Origin of the sequence: Sphingobium xanthum (assembly GCF_019737615.1) — a bacterium.
GTDB classification, from domain to species: Bacteria; Pseudomonadota; Alphaproteobacteria; order Sphingomonadales; family Sphingomonadaceae; genus Sphingobium; species Sphingobium xanthum.
The window spans coordinates 201,019-217,584 of the sequence record NZ_JAHKKS010000001.1 but is presented as its reverse complement, the minus strand read 5'-3'; the positions used below and the strand labels follow the sequence as shown (position 1 = coordinate 217,584).

11 protein-coding genes are annotated in these 16,566 nt (G+C 66.0%); 5 read left to right on the top strand and 6 right to left on the bottom strand.

Annotation, left to right across the window (positions count from 1 at the left end; all coding sequences use genetic code 11):
• The first annotated feature begins 206 nt into the window (after positions 1–206).
• Together KM135_RS01060 and KM135_RS01055 are read left to right on the top strand one after the other, a co-directional pair.
• Positions 207–1,037 (top strand): SDR family NAD(P)-dependent oxidoreductase, encoded by an 831-nt coding sequence (locus KM135_RS01060; protein ID WP_221712048.1) that lies wholly within the window; start codon positions 207–209, stop codon positions 1,035–1,037.
• Positions 1,034–2,242 (top strand): cytochrome P450, encoded by a 1,209-nt coding sequence (locus tag KM135_RS01055; RefSeq protein WP_221712047.1) that lies wholly within the window; start codon positions 1,034–1,036, stop codon positions 2,240–2,242. Before KM135_RS01060 ends, KM135_RS01055 begins: the two co-directional genes overlap by 4 nt.
• Positions 2,243–2,258: 16 nt before the next feature.
• On the opposite strand, the gene KM135_RS01050 is transcribed toward KM135_RS01055, so the two are convergent.
• Entirely contained in the window at positions 2,259–3,347 is a 1,089-nt protein-coding gene (locus tag KM135_RS01050; protein WP_221712046.1) for an alpha/beta hydrolase, read from the bottom strand.
• A 98-nt stretch (positions 3,348–3,445) separates the two neighbouring features.
• On the opposite strand from KM135_RS01050, the gene KM135_RS01045 reads away from it, so the two are divergent.
• Complete coding sequence (locus tag KM135_RS01045; protein WP_221712045.1) at positions 3,446–4,705, top strand: FAD-dependent oxidoreductase; 1,260 nt, start codon at positions 3,446–3,448, stop codon at positions 4,703–4,705.
• A 171-nt stretch (positions 4,706–4,876) separates the two neighbouring features.
• Here the strand turns inward: KM135_RS01045 and KM135_RS01040 are convergent, their stop codons facing one another.
• The 5 genes from KM135_RS01040 to KM135_RS01020 all read right to left on the bottom strand — a co-directional run bounded on the left by KM135_RS01040 (position 4,877) and on the right by KM135_RS01020 (position 12,186).
• Positions 4,877–6,226: a PepSY-associated TM helix domain-containing protein gene (locus KM135_RS01040; RefSeq protein ID WP_221712044.1), complete on the bottom strand. Its 1,350-nt coding sequence runs from the start codon at positions 6,224–6,226 to the stop codon at positions 4,877–4,879.
• The gene (locus tag KM135_RS01035; RefSeq protein WP_221712043.1) at positions 6,223–6,801 is read right to left on the bottom strand and encodes a hypothetical protein; all 579 of its coding nucleotides are present in this window, start codon (positions 6,799–6,801) and stop codon (positions 6,223–6,225) included. Before KM135_RS01035 ends, KM135_RS01040 begins: the two co-directional genes overlap by 4 nt.
• Complete coding sequence (locus KM135_RS01030) at positions 6,801–8,879, bottom strand: TonB-dependent siderophore receptor (RefSeq protein WP_221712042.1); 2,079 nt, start codon at positions 8,877–8,879, stop codon at positions 6,801–6,803. The genes KM135_RS01035 and KM135_RS01030 overlap by 1 nt, the downstream gene beginning before the upstream one ends.
• 217 nt (positions 8,880–9,096) lie before the next feature.
• On the bottom strand, positions 9,097–11,640 hold the full coding sequence (locus KM135_RS01025; RefSeq protein WP_246605646.1) for a TonB-dependent receptor: 2,544 nt from the start codon (positions 11,638–11,640) through the stop codon (positions 9,097–9,099).
• A 42-nt stretch (positions 11,641–11,682) separates the two neighbouring features.
• Positions 11,683–12,186: a MarR family winged helix-turn-helix transcriptional regulator gene (locus tag KM135_RS01020; protein ID WP_221712040.1), complete on the bottom strand. Its 504-nt coding sequence runs from the start codon at positions 12,184–12,186 to the stop codon at positions 11,683–11,685.
• 292 nt (positions 12,187–12,478) lie between these two features.
• On the opposite strand from KM135_RS01020, the gene KM135_RS01015 reads away from it, so the two are divergent.
• Positions 12,479–13,315 (top strand): helix-turn-helix domain-containing protein, encoded by an 837-nt coding sequence (locus KM135_RS01015; protein WP_221712039.1) that lies wholly within the window; start codon positions 12,479–12,481, stop codon positions 13,313–13,315.
• A gap of 209 nt (positions 13,316–13,524) precedes the next feature.
• Positions 13,525–16,500 (top strand): DUF2339 domain-containing protein, encoded by a 2,976-nt coding sequence (locus KM135_RS01010; protein ID WP_221712038.1) that lies wholly within the window; start codon positions 13,525–13,527, stop codon positions 16,498–16,500.
• Positions 16,501–16,566: the final 66 nt, after the last annotated feature.

The window sequence follows — 16,566 nt, the reverse complement described above, 5'->3', positions numbered from 1 at the left end:
ACAAACTCTCGATTTTGCCTGTCCTTGATCGCGAGCTCCAGCCCCACCCCAACCCCTCCCCTGAAGGGGAGGGGCTAAGCTCTGCTCCCGTTCGCCCCAAGCAGACCCAACTTCGCCGACCGCAAAGCCTTGCGCGCGCTACCATGCTAGGGCCACACTTGGATTGGCGCGCCACAGATCGCGTCGGCACGGGTGAGGAGGTGAGCATGGAATTGCGCGGCAAGGTCGGCGTCGTCACGGGCGGCGCATCGGGCATCGGCAAGTCGATCGCGGCGGCCTTGGTCGCCGAGGGGATGCAGGTCGTCATTTCCGACATCCAGGCCGACCGGCTGCAGGCCACCGCCGACGAGATCGGCGCGACCGCCATCCAGACCGACGTCTCGAAAGCCGAGGAGGTCGAGGCGCTCGCCCAAGCCGTGAAGGCCCGCTTCGGCGCCGTCCATCTGCTCTGCAACAATGCCGGCATCGGCCCCATGGGCATGATCAAGGACCTGACCCTCAACGACTGGCGCTGGATGCTCAACGTCAATCTCTGGGGCGTGATCCACGGCGTGACGAGCTTCCTGCCGATCCTGCGTGAGAACGCCGATGGCGGCCATATCGTCAACACCGCCTCGATGGCCGGTCTGATCCCGGTCCCCGGCCTGACCGCTTACTGCACCACCAAATATGCGATCGTGGGCCTGAGCGAAGCGATGGCGCAGGACTTGGCGCTGGAGGGCGGCAAGATCGGCGTCTCGATCCTGTGCCCCGGCCCGGTCCAGACCGATCTCGGCAACAGCACGCGCAATCGCCCCGCCGAGCTCGCCGGCGGCCTCGCCGATGTGCAGCTCGAAGATTCGGTCCAGTTCCAGGATCAGGCGGTCGACTGGCTCTCGTCCGAGGCGACGGCCAAGCTCGTCGTCCACGCTATCAAGCATAACGAGCGCTACATCATCACGCATCCGTTCATGGCCGAGCCGGTCGAGCGCCGCAATCGTGTGATCGAGGAGGCCTTCCGCACCGAGGCCGCCCGCCGCGCGGAGACTGCCGAATGAGTACGCCAGAAACGCTGCTGCCGACGCCCACGCCTTCGCCCCACATGCCCGCCAGCGATGGCGACCCCTTCTCGCCCGGGTGGATCGCGCGCCTGCCTTACGCGGACGCCGAGCTCTGCCAGAGCGCCCCGGCCACCTGGATGGAACAATATGGCTTCGTCGCAACCGGCAGCCACGCCATCGTCCGCGCCATCCTGCCGGACTGGCGCCGCTTCACCTCCACGGCCAAGCCCTGCGACGATCCCTTCAGCCTGGTCCCGCCGATCCTCGTGACCGAGGACCCGCCTGAGCATACCGAAGTACGCAAGGCGCTCATGCAGTTCTTCACCCCCGTCGCTCTTAGCCGCAATGCCGATGCCTTCGCGGCGGCAGCGGAGGCGACCGTCGCGAAGGCGCTGAAGCGCGGCACGGTCGACGCCGTGCGGGACATCGCCGCCGCCTTCGTGCTCAAGGTCTTCCCGGACATGATCGGCCTCAAGGACGAAGGCCGCGAGCTCATCCTCGATTTCGGCGAGGCTGCGTTCAACACGGTCGGGCCCATCAACGAGATCTTCCGCGAGAGCTTCGAGCGCGCCGGCCCCGCCTTCGCCTGGATCGAGGAGAATACGCGCTACGACACGGTGAGGCCCGGCGGCCTCGGCCGCGCGATCCTCGATCTCGGCAAGGATGGCGTCATCTCCATGGAGCGCGCCGAGCTGCTGCTGCGCGCCACCATCGCCGCCGGTTTCGATACGACCGTGCTCGGCATCGCCAATGCCATCGGCGCCTTCCTGCGCTTCCCCGATCAATGGGACGTGCTGCGCGCCGACCCAAAGCTGATCCGCGGCACCTTCGAGGAAATGCTGCGCTACGATCCGCCCGCCCGCGTGCAGGGCCGCACTGCCAATGTCGATTGCGAGATCGAGGGCGTGCAGTTCCGCAAGGGCGATCCCGTCGCCCTCTTCCTCACCGCCGCCGGCCGCGATCCGGCCCGCTGGGAGGATGCCGACCGCTTCGACATCCGCCGCACCGGCGCCAATCTCGGCTTCGGTGCTGGCATTCACCTCTGCCTCGGCCAGGCTCTCGCGCGCATGGAATTCGACGCCGTCCTCGCCGCCCTCGTCCGCCAGGTCGCCCGCATCGAACCCGCCGGCGAAGGCCGCCGCTTCATCAACAACGCGGCGGTCGGTTGGAGGGAATTGCCGGTGCGGCTGGTGGGGGCCTGACGGTCAGGTCCTCGCCCTACCCCAGCTTCCCAGCAATCCACCGCTCGATCACCGCCGCGCCCTCGTCGCTGTTCTTCTCCAGCATCATCGCGTGGCCATTGCCGAATACTTCATGGTCCTCGAAGCGGACATGCTCGACATCGGCGCCGGCCTGCCGGAGGACATCGACGGTGCCGTGATTGTCCGCCGCCATCCAGCTCGCCTGTGCGGTGACGACGGCGATGGGGTAGCCCCGCAGCCCCGGTAGCGCGCGGGCGGGTTCGGCCTGGACGCGGCAGGCGACCAGATCGGGCGCGGGCGCGGGGCGCTCGACCGAGACGGGCAGTTCGCCCTCGGCCAGCGGCGGATCGAAGCGGATCGGTGCCGCCGTCAGCCCATAGGGCAATTGGCGCTCGGGCGGGCTGCCGGGCATGCCGGTAAAAGGCGGACCATAGGGCTCGATCGCGACCAGCGCCTTGATGAGATGCGGCCGCGCGTCCGCGATCATCCAGCCGCAGGGGCCGGCCGCGCTGTGCGTCATGAGGATCGCCGGGCCGATCAGGTCGAGCGCCTCCGCCCCCGCCTTCTGCGCGGAGAGATGGCTCGCCGCCATGTCCGATTGCGAGGGACCGGTGCCCGCCATGAAGGCGTCCAGCGTCGGGTCGCCGATCTCGCCGGTACCCGGCCACTGATTGTGAAGATGCGCCTGCGGGTAGGCCTCCGGGCGCTTTGACGGGTTGGTGAAGAAGGCGCTGATGAACTCGTAGGCGCCAAGGCCGGACATCGGCCCGAGCGCATCGGGATGATAAGGCGCGCGGCCATGGCCCGGCCGGTCCATCACATAGACGGCATAGCCCGCCCGCACGAAATATTTGGCCCAGCCCTCGCGGCCGTCCGGCGTGCCGAGATAGTCCGTGCCCTGCCCGCCGCCGCCATGAAGCATCAGGATCGGCCAGGGCTTGGTCAGTGCGGTCGGTATGAAATATTCGACATAGGCCTGGCCCGCGATGACCGTCCCGCCCGGTGTCGCGCGCCGCTCCATGCCCGTCCAGAAGAAGCCGTGCGCGGCGAGGCTCAACGGCTTCGTGCAAGCTGCATGCAGGTCCCCCGGTTTCAAACTGCGCATGGCCGCTCCTCTCTGCTTTGCTCTCATTAGCTACCTTGCTACAGACATGCCAAGCGCGGCGCGACTGTTTCCGATGCCGGGTGCAGGAGAGAGACATCATGGAAGATTGCGGCGACGTGCTGATCGTCGGGGCCGGCCCTGTCGGCGTGTTCAGCGCCCTTGCGCTGGCGCAGACGGGCGCGAAGGTCACGCTGATCGAGGCGGGCGCGGACATCATGAATTCGCCGCGCAACGGCGTGCTGCTGCCGACCAGCATCCTCATCTTCCAGGAGCTCGGCATCCTGCCGGAGGTGGATGCGCTCGGCGTCACCGGCCGCTCGCTGGCGGTACATGTCCCGGGCTATGGCGAGAAGTTCGTGCTGCAATATCCCGAGATGTTCGGCCCGGTGCTCGACCGGCAGCTCCATGTGGGCCAGCATCTCTTCACCGCCGTCGGGCTTGAGCATGCGAAGCGCGCGGGCGTCAACGTCCTGTTCGACACCGCGCTCGTCGCCCAGCGTCAGACCGACGAACACGCCATTGCCGAGGTCGAGACCAACGGCACGCGCCGCGAACTGCACGCGAAATGGCTGATCGGCGCCGATGGCGGCGGCAGCACGGTGCGCAAGCTGATGAACGTCACGTTCGACGGCTTCACCTGGCCCAACCGCTTCGTCGCCAACAACATCTACTGCGACTTCGACCAATATGACTACGAGCCGGCGAACTTCATCTGTGATCCGGTCTATGGCGGGGTCGTCGCCTTGCTGAGCAAGGACGGCCTCTGGCGCGTCACCTATCAGGAGGATGCCTCGCTCCCGGTCGAAACCTTCATGGAGCGCCTGCCCGAGCGGTTCGACCATATCATTCCCAAGGGCGCGAGCTACACGATCGACAGCTCAAGCCCCTATGCGCTCAACCAGCGCGCGGCGAGTTCACTGCGCGAAGGCCGCATCCTGCTCGCGGGCGACGCCGCGCACGTCACCAATCCAAATGGCGGCATGGGCATGACCGGCGGCATCTGGGACGCGATGATCCTCTCGGACGTGCTCGGCGCCGTCATCCGAGGCGAGGCGGACGAGGCCATTCTGGACGCTTACTCGAAGGAGCGCCTGCGCGTCTTCTGGGATGTCGCCTCGGCCAGCGCGGTCGAGAACAAGAAGATGCAGGAACGCAGCGACCCCGCCGAACGCGAGGCCGATCTCGCCGGCTTCCGCGCGCTCGCCGCCAATCCGGAAATGAGCAAGGTGACTTTCGCCTATCCCTTCCGCCTGATCGGCGACACGCTGCGCCCCGGCTCCCGCTGGGCCGGCGTCGATCCGACGCGCGGCACCCAGATCGGCACTTCGGCATCGCAGCTCTCGACCAGCCAGGCCTGAAACCGCGGTTTTGAGCCAAAGGTCACAAAGGTCACACTTTCGCGCTTGTTCTTCCGCACCGCCACTGGCGGCGCGAGACGGGATTTTCTGACCTGAGAAAGAGCTCGATCCGATCGTGCCATGGGTCGAAGGCTGTCGGACAGCCCTAATTTATGGACTGCCGATCCAAACCTACAGGTGCAGCGCCGCCGCCGCGATCGTCGCAAGGATCCCGCCTCCCAGCGCCGGTCGCAGCCAGGCGCCGACCAGAGCCCGCCGCGCCATAACGAGCGCCAGCAGCACGATGGTCGCGCTCAGCCCCCAGAAGATCGCCACCAAAGGCGCGCCGTTGCCGATCACCAGCCGCGCCAGGAAGGTCGCCGTCAGCGCCAGCGGGAAACCCCAGACCACGCCCGCCCAGAGCGCGCTCAGCCGCGGATGGTCGTATCCCCGCCGCTCGCGCTTGCCGAGCCAGATCGAGACACCCGTCCCGCTCACCACCGTCACCGCCAGACCGAACACGAACCAGGCGATCTTGACCGGCAGCCCTCCGAAATTGCCGAAGTGCAGATTATAGGTCGAGGCTGCCATCTGCTGCCCGACATGTCCGTCCGACAGCCCGGCATGCCCGTGATAGCGCCCGTCGGCGTCGTAATTATAATTGTCGCCGTAGATCAGCCGGCGGTCATGCTCAGCGATGATCTGGACATGCTGCCCCTTCGTGCCCGGATCGTGCAGCACGACATAAGTGGGCCGCACGTGAGGAAAGCGCGTCGCTATGTCGCTGAGCGCCGCCGCCACGTTCGGCACCTTGCCCGGCGCCGGATCGGGCTTCGCCTCGCCGCCGAAGATCGGGGCATAGACCGCCTCGATGTCGCCCTTGTAGAAGCCTGCCGCCATGCCATAGGCATTGAGCGTCGCAAGGCCGATCATCGCCCCGGTAAGCGCGATGGCGATGGCGAACGGCAGCGTCCAGACGCCGAGCCGGTTGTGCCAGTCGGCGAGGCCCACGCCGCCCTTGTCCCGGCTGCGCAGGCGGAAGGCATCGCGGAAGATGCGAGGATGCGCGATCACGCCCGTGACCGACAGCGCCAGCATCATCACGCCCAGCACGCCCACGATGCTGATGCCGACCAGCGACGGCAGGTTGAGCGTATAATGGAGCTGCACCAGAAAGTCGGACCAGCCGATCTGCTCCGGCCCGACGACCGCGCCGCGCGCATCAACATGCACCGCACCATGATCGGTCGTGATGGTCGTGCGCGGCACAGCATCGGCGGGCATATGCACATAGAGATGCGTGGTCGGCGTCTTGCCCTTCTCGCTCGCCAGGACGGCCTCGACACCCGCCTGCACCGCGGCCGGCGAGATGTGCGCCATTTCCGGGGCGACCGGCTGCTCCAGCCGCTGCCACTCCTCGTAGAAGACGCTGAGCGTGCCGGTGAGGCAGACGAGATAGACCAGCGCCCCGGCCAGCAGGCCGAGCGCTGCATGCGCGGAAAGGCCCCGTTGCACGGTGCTCTTGTGAAGGATCTGGTTCATCGCACGATACTCACCGCAAGAAGCCCCGCACAGGCAAGCCCCGGCAACAGCAGGACAGCGAATTGCATCCGACGCGCCGGCCAGACGAGCAGCACCGTCGCCAGCAAAGTCCAGACCAGCGGGACGATCAGCAGCATCAACGCATTGCTGTCCGCCTCGTGCAGCCCCGCGCCGGCTGCCGCGATCCGGCTCGCCATGCCGATCAGCACGGAAACGATGAAGGCCAGCGGCACGGCGATGAGGAATGTCAGAAACCGCTCGCCGATCCGCTTCGGCTCCTTACCCTCGGGCAGCATATTTGCGCGGCGATTGGAGGCGGCCACCCTGGCGGGCGGCGCCGTGATCGCGGCATGGGTCAGAACCGCCATCGCGACGGCGGTCGCGACCGCCGAAACGACAGCCATACCCCAGGCCCCGTCCGACATCGCGCCCAGAACGAGCGCGAGCAGCAGCAGGCCCCAGCCGAGCGCATTCAGCGCCATGGAGCGCCGGGCAAGACTCCAAGCATAGCGAAGCAGGCCGACGCTTGCGGCGGCAGCGGCCGCCGCCGTCAGGATCAAGGCATTTCCGGTCATCAGAAGCGGTAGCTCAGCGTCGCGTAGATGTTGCGGTCCGCACCGTTGAAGCAATCGCCGCGCGCCAGACAAGCCGAATAATAGCGCTTGTCGAACAGATTGGTGGCGTTGAGCGCGATCTGCCAGCGCTGCCAGTTCAGCTCCACCAGCGCATCGACCAGCGTATAGGCGGGCGTGCGCACGCCGCTCGGGAAGGCGGCGCCGAACGACCAGTTGGCGGCGCTATGCCGCACGCCGGCACCGATCCGCAGGCTTCGCGCCTCGCCGAGGTCGAAGTTCTTGGTGCCCCAGACGGAGGCATTCACCTTGGGCACATTGTCCAGCTGCTTGCCGAACTCGTCGAGATAGGCCTCGTTGTAACTGTAATTGGCGATGAGCTCGTAATCGCCCGGCAGCCTCCGGCTGGCCTCGATCTCGAACCCCTTGGAAGTGCTCTTGCCTGCCTGGATGCGCTGCTGCGGCTTGGCCGGATCGTCGATCAGGCGGTTGTTCTCCTTGATGTAATAGCCGGTGATCGTGAGCAGGGTGGCGTCGTCCGGGTGGAACTTGACGCCGCCCTCGAACTGGTTGCCGCGCGTCGGGCGAAAGATCCGGCCGGTGCCGTCGCCGGGGATCGGCTGAAAGGATTCGGTGTAACTGAAGAAAGGCGAGACGCCCGGCACCAGCTCGCCGATGACGCCGGCGCGGAAGGTCGTCGCATTGGCGCTCTCCACAGCGCCGCCGCTCGCCTGCGTGCGGACATGGTCGTGCCGCGCGCCGAGCACGACCGAGACCCGGTCCCACAAGCGGATCTGGTCCTGCACGTAGAAGCCCGTCTGGTTCTGGCTGGTGTCCTCGGCCGAATAGGTCGGCTCGGGTAGCCCACCGCCATAATCGGAGAGCGCGGCATAGTCGGGAGCATAGACGTCGATCGTCTCGAGCGCGAAGCCGCCGGTCTTGCGCACCTTGTTCCAGCTATAATCGATGCCGGCGAGCAGCACATGCTCGATCTGCGCACCGGTGTTGAAACGGTACTGGAAATTATTGTCGGTCGAAAAGATCTCCATCCGCGCAATGCTGCCATCGACATAGAGGCCCATCACCCGCTTGGCCGGATCGAGGAACGGGTCGGTCGGATTGGAGTAATTGTCCGGATAATGGGTCAGGTAAGTGAGATCGCTGTCGATATAGCGCGCCTTGAGGCTGAGCTTCCCCTCGCCGAAACGCTGGTCGAGCATCGCCGTGCCTTGCAGCAACCGCCCGTCATAGCGGTCCCAGCCGGGCTTGCCGATGAAGCGGTCGTGCGGCAGCTCGCCATTGGGATTGCCATAGAGCGTACCGTACAACGGCAGGAACTGTGCGGTCGAGCCGCCGTCATCCTCCTGGTAGAGGCCGATCAGCGTCAGCTCGGTATTCGCGCCGGGCCGCCAGCTCAGCGACGGCGCGAGCATGATGCGATCGTCCGGCACATGGTCCGTCTGGCTGTTGGCGTCGCGCACGCGCGCAACGACGCGCGCCGCCAGATTGCCCGTAATCGGCCCCGTTATATCCGCGAGCGCCTCCTTGCGATCGAACGACCCGTAGCGAACCGAGACCTCGCCACCGAACTCATATTGCGGCCGCTTGGAGACCATGTTGATCAGGCCGCCCAGCGAGCCCGAGCCGAACAGCACCGAGGCCGGCCCACGCACCACTTCGATCTGGCTGAAATTATAGGGATCGGAGCGGATGCTGGCATAATAGCTGAATAGGTCGCGCATGCCGTCGCGGAACTGCAGCGGATCGATGCCGCGAATGAAGCTGCCGTCCACGCGACTGTCCGGCCCGTAATTATTGGCCTGCACGCCCGCGACATAGCGCAACGTATCGGCGATCGAGACCGCGCCCTGCGCCAGATAGACGTCGGAACTGACGATCGTAACCGGCTGCGGCGTCTCGATGAGCGGCGTGTCCGTCTTCGTGCCGGCCATGCTCACCTCGCGTGCGCCGGTCACGATGATGTCGCTCCGCGGGGTCTCCGCATCGGCTCCATCCTCAGCGCAAGCCGGGAAAGCGGTGAACATGGTGCAGGCGAGGAGAGCGGTTTTGGCGAATTTCATGACGTCCCTGAGCATTGTTATAAACGAGCGATGAATCGCATAATGCGAGTCAATATCATTTGCAACAAATGCATTTCCGCTTTGTTTTCTTTGCTCTGGCGGATGCCGAGGCCACAAAAAGAGCCGCCGCGCCCATTGGCGCGGCGGCTCCCGAAAGGTCTCCGCCGGATGGCGGACGGCAGGCGCCGGACCGGAAGGCCCGGCTCTCCCAGCTGGATCAGAACTTCTTCTTGACGCTCACCGCCCATTCGCGCGGACGGCCGGGCTGGCCGTTGGCATAGCCCTGACCGCCGACCGTCTGGTCGTACAGGGTGAGCAGATAATATTCGTCGAACAGGTTGGTGACCTCGAGCGACACGTCGAGATCCTCGTCCGCATTGCGCCAGGTCAGACGCGCATTGGCCGTGCCATAGGCATCGATGCGGTTGCTCGGACGGTTGGCCGAGACCGTGTAGACCTTGCTCTGATACGAGCCATCGACACGCGGCGTCAGCGAGCCCGCGTTACCGAGCGGAATCTCGTACTGAACGCCCACGCTCCACTTCCACTTCGGCGTATAGGGCGCATAGTCGCCATATTGCGGGCCGTTGAGGTTGGTGGGGCCACCCACGGCGACGGTCGTGGCGCCAGCGGTGTAGGTGCCGAAGCGCTTATACTCGAAGTCCAGATAGCTCAGCGCCGCGTCGATGGTCATGCCCTCGACCGGACGGAACGTGGTCTCCACCTCGATGCCCTTGATGTCGGCGTCGCCGGCATTGACCGGCAGGGCGCAAGGCGCGCCGAAGCCGGCACCGGTGATCGCCGTGCAGTTACCGAGCGAAAGCTGGATGCCCTTATACTTCGAGAAGAAAGCAGCGACGTTGAAGCGCAGCTTGCGATCGAACAGATCGGTCTTGAGGCCGACTTCATACGAATCCAGCGTCTCCGGCCCAAAGGACAACGCCTGCTGGACGAAGAAGGGACGCGGATTGACGCCGCCGCCCTTGAAGCCCGTCGAGAACTGCGCATAGCCCATCACGTCGTCGGTGAACGCATACTGGACGTTGGCGCGGTAATCGACGCGCTCGCCGCTGTAGCGGCCGATCGTGCCGTTGAGCGGCAGCACGGCATTGGCAGTGACCGAGGTCGGATCATTGTACGGCCGCTGGCGGATATACTGATAGGTCTTCGATTCCTTGGTATAGCGGATGCCGCCGGTCAGCGTCAGCGGATCGATCGGGTTCCACGAGATGTGGGCGAACGCCGCCTTGCTGTCGGCATCGACCGGATCGCTCTGCTGGAACTGCAGGCCCGAGGAGCGCAGGTCCTGGAACGAGGTGTAGACCGACTTCTGGTCGCTGTAATAGCCGCCGACCGTATACTCGATCGTGTCGCCGATCGAGCCGTTGAGCCGCAGCTCCTGGCTGAAGAAGCGGAAGGTCAGCGGACCATAACCGAGGCTGTGCGCCATCGGCGACACGTCATTGTCGTTCGAGAAGTTGGACGTGTACTTGCGGAACGCGGTGATCGAGTTCAGCTGCAGATTGGCGCCCAGTTCCCATTCGATCTGACCGGAGATGCCCCAGCCGCTGAAGCGGACACGGCCGTCACCCGAGGATGAACGGAAATTGCCGTCCGCGGGCATGTCGTAGCTCGCATAGTTGCAATATTGGCCACAGACGAAGCGGTTGTCATAAGCCAGCAGCGCGTCGGGCGCCGCATAGGGATTGATGTCGCGACCGGGCGCCGAGGCAGTGGCATAGTTCTGCGCCGGCGACGATCCGGTGGCCGGGATCAGCGGCAGCGGGAAGCGCGGGCTCGCCACTTCGCCATTGGGATAGCTCCGCAGGAGCAGCACCGAGCCGGCAGCTGTGCGGTCATCCTCTGTATAGTCGCCGATGATGTTGATATCGATCGTGTCGGTCGGACGGAAGCGCAGCTGGGCGCGTCCCGCGATGTAGCCGACTTCGCCTTCCTTCGCGATGAGGCAGTCCGGGCGGTTGGTCTTGGCGGGGACGCCGCCGGCCGGGTTCACCTGGAACGTGCCCGATGCGCCGTTGATCGTGTAGGGGCGCGTGAAGGTCGCCGAGCCGCCGGCCGGATAGACACAGCCGAAGTCGAGGCGGTCCACATAGCCCTCCTGCTTCTTCGCGACGCCGGCGATGCGGACATCGACGCCCGGAGCGAGGTTGAAGTCCGCGCTGGCGCGCAGGTCGAGGCGGTTGCGGCTGCCATAAGCGGCCGTGATGCTGCCCGTGTTCGTGCCTTCCGGCTTCTTCGAATAGAGCTTCACCGCGCCGCCGATCGAGTTACGGCCGGCGAGCGTGCCCTGCGGGCCGCGCAGCAGCTCGACACGGTCGAGATCGAGCAGGTCGAGGATCGAGCCGGTCAGCGTCGCATAATAGACGTCGTCGACATAGAAGCCGACGCCCGGCTCCAGCGCGGGGTTGAAGTCGAACTGGCCGACGCCGCGGATGTTCGCGCCGAGCGAGGGACCGAAGGCGGCGCCCTGTGGCTTGAGCGTCACGGACGGCGCCTGGTTGGCGACCTGGCTGATGTCGGTCTGGCTGCGCGATTCCAGCATGGCCGAGTTGACGGCGGTGATGGCGATCGGCGTGTCCTGCAGGTTCTGCGCGCGGAACTGCGCAGTGACCACGATCTCGTCGGTCTGGCTGTCGTCCGCCTCGGCCGTGCCGGCCTGCTCCGCTGCCTGTGCCCACGCGATCGACGGCATCGCCAGCGCAAGCGCCGACGAGCAAAGATAGAGCAATTTGGTGTTCATGGGTTCTCCCTCCATTCAAGTTTCGATATTCGGCGATCGACTTCAGGCCGCCGCCGTATGTGATGTTTGCTGTGACGTCTGGCCGGTTGGTTCCGAGTTTGCGGTGTCTTGCCGGAGGTCGGCCTCTTCCTCATCGACAGCCCGTTGCACTTTGCCGAGCAGGCCGAGCAGTTGCTCGCGCTCGCCAATGTCCAGATGTTTCGCCAGCAGCTGCTCGGCCGCCTCGTGCCGGCGCAGCACGGCAGTGAGAGCGTCCTCGCCTTGTGCGGTGATGAAGAGCCCCTTGCTGCGACGGTCCCGCCCCGCGCCCCGCGTCAGCAGGCCCCGCGTTTCCAGGCGGCTTGCGACCTTCATGCCGACCGAGCGGTTGCCCGCGAGCAAGCGGCCGAGCAGGGTCTGATCGCAGCCGGGCTGCTCGCGCGCAAGCAGCAGCGCCGTCGTGTCGGCAGGCCGCAGCGTCTCCGCCGCCAGATGGCGATTGAGGCAGCGCAGCGCCGCGCAGTGCGTCATGTCGAGCTGATAGCCCAGTATGTCGGCAAGTTTCACCGCCCGCACCTCTCCTACGGGCGCCGTCTGTATCCGCTCGATACAGTTGCAAAAAGAGATAATGTGTTTCCTAAATTATCTTATGTCGTGGCGTTGCAAAACTGCATCAGCGTCTCGCGACAGCGCCCGCTGCAACGAAAATCGGGCGGCTGGCGGTTGAACTTTGAAGGCTTCTTTCCGACTAGCGAAACATCGGCCTATATGGATTGCGGCACCGTTGGCTTGCGCGCATTTTCGCGTAGCGGAACTCCGAAAGGGTCCGCCTCGCGTACCGGGGTTAGAGTATCTGTTCATGAAACAAGATGAGAGAGAGAAGAGCAGCGAAAGCGTCCGGTCCGTCGAGCGTGCGATCGCATTGATCGAGGCGCTCAACCGGCGCCCCCTCTCCACACTTCAGGATCTCCATCGCGACACCGGATTGCCCAAGCCGTCGCTGGTGCGGCTGCTCCGCACGCTGGAAGCAGGCGGTCTGGTCACACAAACGGGGAGTTACGGCGCCTATCGCTTGCTCGGCCGCACACGCTCGCTCTCCGAGGGTTTCCCGCACGAGCCGCTGATCGTCGATGTCGCCGAAAGCCTGATGATCGAGTTCACGCGGCGCGAAGGCTGGCCGCTCGCCTTCGGGATGCCGGACATTGATGCAATAGTCGTTCGCGCCAGCACGATTCCGCACACCTCGCTCACGCTTGCCCACTCGACTCTCGGCCTTCGTCTCAGTTTCGTCGGCTATGCACTCGGGCGCGCGTTCCTCGCGCATTGCTCGCCGAGCGAGCAGAAAGCCTATCTGGACGTGATCCGACACAGCACCAAAGCCGTGGACCAATTGGCGCAGGACGTCAGGGCCACAAAGCGCATGCTCAAGCAGGTGCGCGAACAGGGCTATGCGACGCGCGACACCGAAAACTTCCCGCTGACAGGCGGACTTGCGGTGCCGGTTTTCGAACGGGGCCGGCTCGTCGGCAGCCTCGGCATGACATGGCTGTCGGCTGCGATGCCAGTGCAACAAGCGCTCGATCAATATGTGCCGCTGATCACCGCTGTGGCTCGGAACATCTCGCAGGAAATCGAGAGCCAGCGGCGGGCGCACAAGTCCGGTACGGCACGCCAGACGGATCGCCACGCGGCCTGACGGGGCGGCCGGAAGGTCGGCCCGTTTGATTGGCTGACAGGGCCGGCCCTGTCTGTTCCCGGCGCCATCTCTCTCGGCAGTTTCCAGCAAAGCCAGGCGATTGCTAGGCACAGGCATCGATCGCATCGACAGACGCGAACGTGAAATGGCCGATGCGCTTGGCCACCCCATTATAAACGCTATGATGCACCCCGATTGGGGGCGCGAGCATGACGGAAATCCTGTTTCTCGTGACGATCATCCTTGGCGTGATCGTTTTCGACCTGCGCAGCAAAGTGAAACGGCTGGAGCGCACATTCCGGGAAGGCGGCATGTCGCTGGCCGTACCGGAGCAACCGCGCCGCGCGGCCGTCATCGTCGATGCGCCGGTGATCCCACCCGTGCCGCAGGCGCAGCCGCTCGTCGTGCCGCCGGAGATCCCGGTCGAGGTGCAATCGGCCGAGCCCGTGCCGGAACCAGTCGTGGCGCCCTTGGCAGCCGTACCGGAACCATCGACGCCCGTGGAGGCTGCCACGGCTTCGCCGGAAGCGCCGCCCGCAGCACGCTGGGAGCCGGACCAACCACCGCCGCCGCCTGCCAAGCCGAAGCGCGCCTCGATCAGCTTCGAGGATCTCTTCGGCCGCAAGCTTCCGATCTGGGCTGGCGGCATCACCCTGGTCGTCGCGGCGGTGCTGCTCGTCAAATATTCCATCGATGCCGGCCTGCTCTCCCCCGTGGTGCGGGTCGTGCTCGGTCTCCTTTTCGGCGCCGGGCTGATCGGCGGCGCGGAAGTCGCGCGACGCAAGGCCGACCTTGTCCAGGACGCCCGTATCGCGCAGGCGCTGGCGGGCGCCGGCATCGGCAGCTTCTATGCCGCGATCCTCGCCGCTCATAGTCTCTATGCGCTGATCTCGCCCGGCCTGGCCTTTGCGGGCCTCACCGCCGTCACCGCGCTCGCAATGGGCCTTGCCCTGCGTTTCGGCGCACCGACTGCCGTGCTCGGCCTCGTCGGCGGCCTCGCAACACCGGCCATGGTCAGCAGCGGTGAACCCAATGTGCCAATGCTCGCGGGCTATCTCGCGCTGGTCATCGGCGGAATCACGCTCCTGTCACGCAACCAGCGCTGGTTCTGGCTCGGCGTCAGCGCGCTCGCGGGCGGCGGCGGATGGACCGCGCTCCTCCTGGTTTTCGGGGGGCTGGACCAATTGTCGAGCCTCTCGGTCGGCCTGCTCATCCTGATGCTCGGCCTCGGCCTGCCGATTGTCGCCTCGGCCGATCGACGCGGTCCGGTGCTGCAAATCGTCTCGGCCGTCATCGCCTCGCTGCAGCTTGCCCTGCTCGTCGCGACCGGCGGCTACGCGATGCTGAGCTGGGGACTCTATGCGCTGCTCTCGATCGCGTTCATCTGGCTGACCCTGCGCATGCCCGCCCTGCGGACGACCGTCGCGGTACCGCTGCTCACCAGCCTTCTGCTCGCCGCGACATGGCCCGGGCCAGCCGCGGGATCGTTCATCGCCGTCATCGCGGGCATCGTGATCATCTTCGGCGGCAGTGCGCTCTGGCGGCTGTGGCGTGCGGACGGCGGCGTAATCGACGCGGCGCAGATCGTGCTGACGGCGCTCGGCGGCTTCTTCGTTTCCTACTGGCAGTTCCAGTCGGTTCCGCCCGGCGTGGACACGCGTTTCGCGCTGATCGCCCTTGGCTTCGCGGCGCTGCCCGCCGCTGGTGCGGCGCTTGGCTGGATGCGGGCGGAACGGCAGGGAGACCTGCGCTTCGCGATGCTCGTCCTCTCGTCGGCGCTTCTGGTGGTCATCGCCGCCATACTCGGCCTCGCCGAATGGACGGTCCCGGTCTCCATCGCCCTCGTCGCCGCCATCGTGCTGACGATCGGCGAAAGGGCGCAGGATGCGCGCGTCCGTCACGGCTCGCTCGTCTATCTGGGCATGGCGCTGCTCGCCCTCATGGGCACGGGATCAGGCGAGATGGAGCTGAAACGCCTCTCGATGGAGCTTTTGGTCGGTGGGACCGTGCATGCACTGCTGCGCTGGGCAACCACGCTCGCCGTCACGGCGCTCTTCGCCTGGCGCTTTGCCGGAACCTTGATCGGCGGGACCGCGCAAGGCATCGCCGCCGTGCTCGCCTATGGCTTGATCGCGCAGGTCCTTCCGGCGCCCTGGCTCGCCATCACCGCTGCCGCCGGCATGCTCCTCGCGAGCGAAGCTACGCGCCGCATGCCCGCGCTCAACCTGCGTGTCGCGCCGATCGTGCTCGCGGTCATTGCCGGCCTGTGGGCGCTGGAGCCGCTCGGGCGCTGGCTGCTGGCCGGCGCGGAATCGCTCGCCGGCGATCCCGTGCTGGTGAGCGAGCTCTCCCCGCTGCAGCTGGCCCTCAAATATCTGCTCGGCCCGGCCCTGATCGGCGTCGTCGCGCTCTGGCAAATGCGGGATCGCCTGACCGGCAAGGTCGGCCAAATCGCGTTCGGGCAGATGAGCGTGGTTGGCCTGATCGGCCTGCACATCCTCTACAAGCAGCTCTTCGCCATCGCCGACTTCGCCGCCTTCGCGCATCTCGGCCTCGCCGAGCGGACATTGTGGCAAGTGCTGCTGATCGCCGGCGGCATCGCCCTTTGGCGCCTCATGCCCGCGCGCCGGGAAGGCCTGGCCCTGGTCGGTCTCGGCCTCGCGCACAATCTCTTCTACACCGTCCTCCTGCATAACCCGCTCTGGGCGGAACAAGCCGTCGGCAACTGGCCGGTCGCCAATCTGCTCCTGCCGGCGTTCGGCATCGCCTTTGCAGGCCCTGCCGTGCTGGAGCGCATGGCGCCGGCGCTGCAACCCCGTCTGCAGCGTCCCGCAGCCATCCTGCGCATGATCGTCGTGCTGCTCTTCGCGCTTGCGACGCTCCGCCAGCTGTTCGGCGGGAGCATCCTCATCGACAGCGATGTCGGGCCGAACGAAAGCATCCTGATGTCGGTCGCCGCGATCGCGCTCGCCGTGGGCTATCTGATCTGGGGCATCAGGAGCGGCCAGCGCGCCTGGCGCATCGGCTCGCTGCTGCTGATGCTCGTCGCGGTCGCCAAGGTCTTCCTGCTCGATGCCTCGGGCCTGGAAGGGCTGCTGCGCATCGTCTCCTTCCTCGCGCTGGGCTTCAGCCTGATCGGTATCGGCTGGCTCTACAGCCGCTATCTCAAGCCCGACACGACCTGACGGCATATCCACGCGCAATCCGCGATTTGACGTCGATCAAGGTCACACGGGACCAGACGGGCATAG

Excerpts from the sequence above, each read along its gene's own strand:
- KM135_RS01055 (WP_221712047.1), top strand. The coding sequence starts at position 1,034 with ATGAGTACGCCAGAAACGCTGCTGCCGACGCCCACGCCTTCGCCCCAC.
- KM135_RS01045 (WP_221712045.1), top strand. The coding sequence starts at position 3,446 with ATGGAAGATTGCGGCGACGTGCTGATCGTCGGGGCCGGCCCTGTCGGC.
- KM135_RS01025 (WP_246605646.1), bottom strand. The coding sequence starts at position 11,640 with ATGAACACCAAATTGCTCTATCTTTGCTCGTCGGCGCTTGCGCTGGCG.
- KM135_RS01030 (WP_221712042.1), bottom strand. The coding sequence starts at position 8,879 with ATGAAATTCGCCAAAACCGCTCTCCTCGCCTGCACCATGTTCACCGCT.
- KM135_RS01015 (WP_221712039.1), top strand. The coding sequence starts at position 12,479 with ATGAAACAAGATGAGAGAGAGAAGAGCAGCGAAAGCGTCCGGTCCGTC.
- KM135_RS01060 (WP_221712048.1), top strand. The coding sequence starts at position 207 with ATGGAATTGCGCGGCAAGGTCGGCGTCGTCACGGGCGGCGCATCGGGC.
- KM135_RS01040 (WP_221712044.1), bottom strand. The coding sequence starts at position 6,226 with ATGAACCAGATCCTTCACAAGAGCACCGTGCAACGGGGCCTTTCCGCG.
- KM135_RS01050 (WP_221712046.1), bottom strand. The coding sequence starts at position 3,347 with ATGCGCAGTTTGAAACCGGGGGACCTGCATGCAGCTTGCACGAAGCCG.
- KM135_RS01035 (WP_221712043.1), bottom strand. The coding sequence starts at position 6,801 with ATGACCGGAAATGCCTTGATCCTGACGGCGGCGGCCGCTGCCGCCGCA.
- KM135_RS01010 (WP_221712038.1), top strand. The coding sequence starts at position 13,525 with ATGACGGAAATCCTGTTTCTCGTGACGATCATCCTTGGCGTGATCGTT.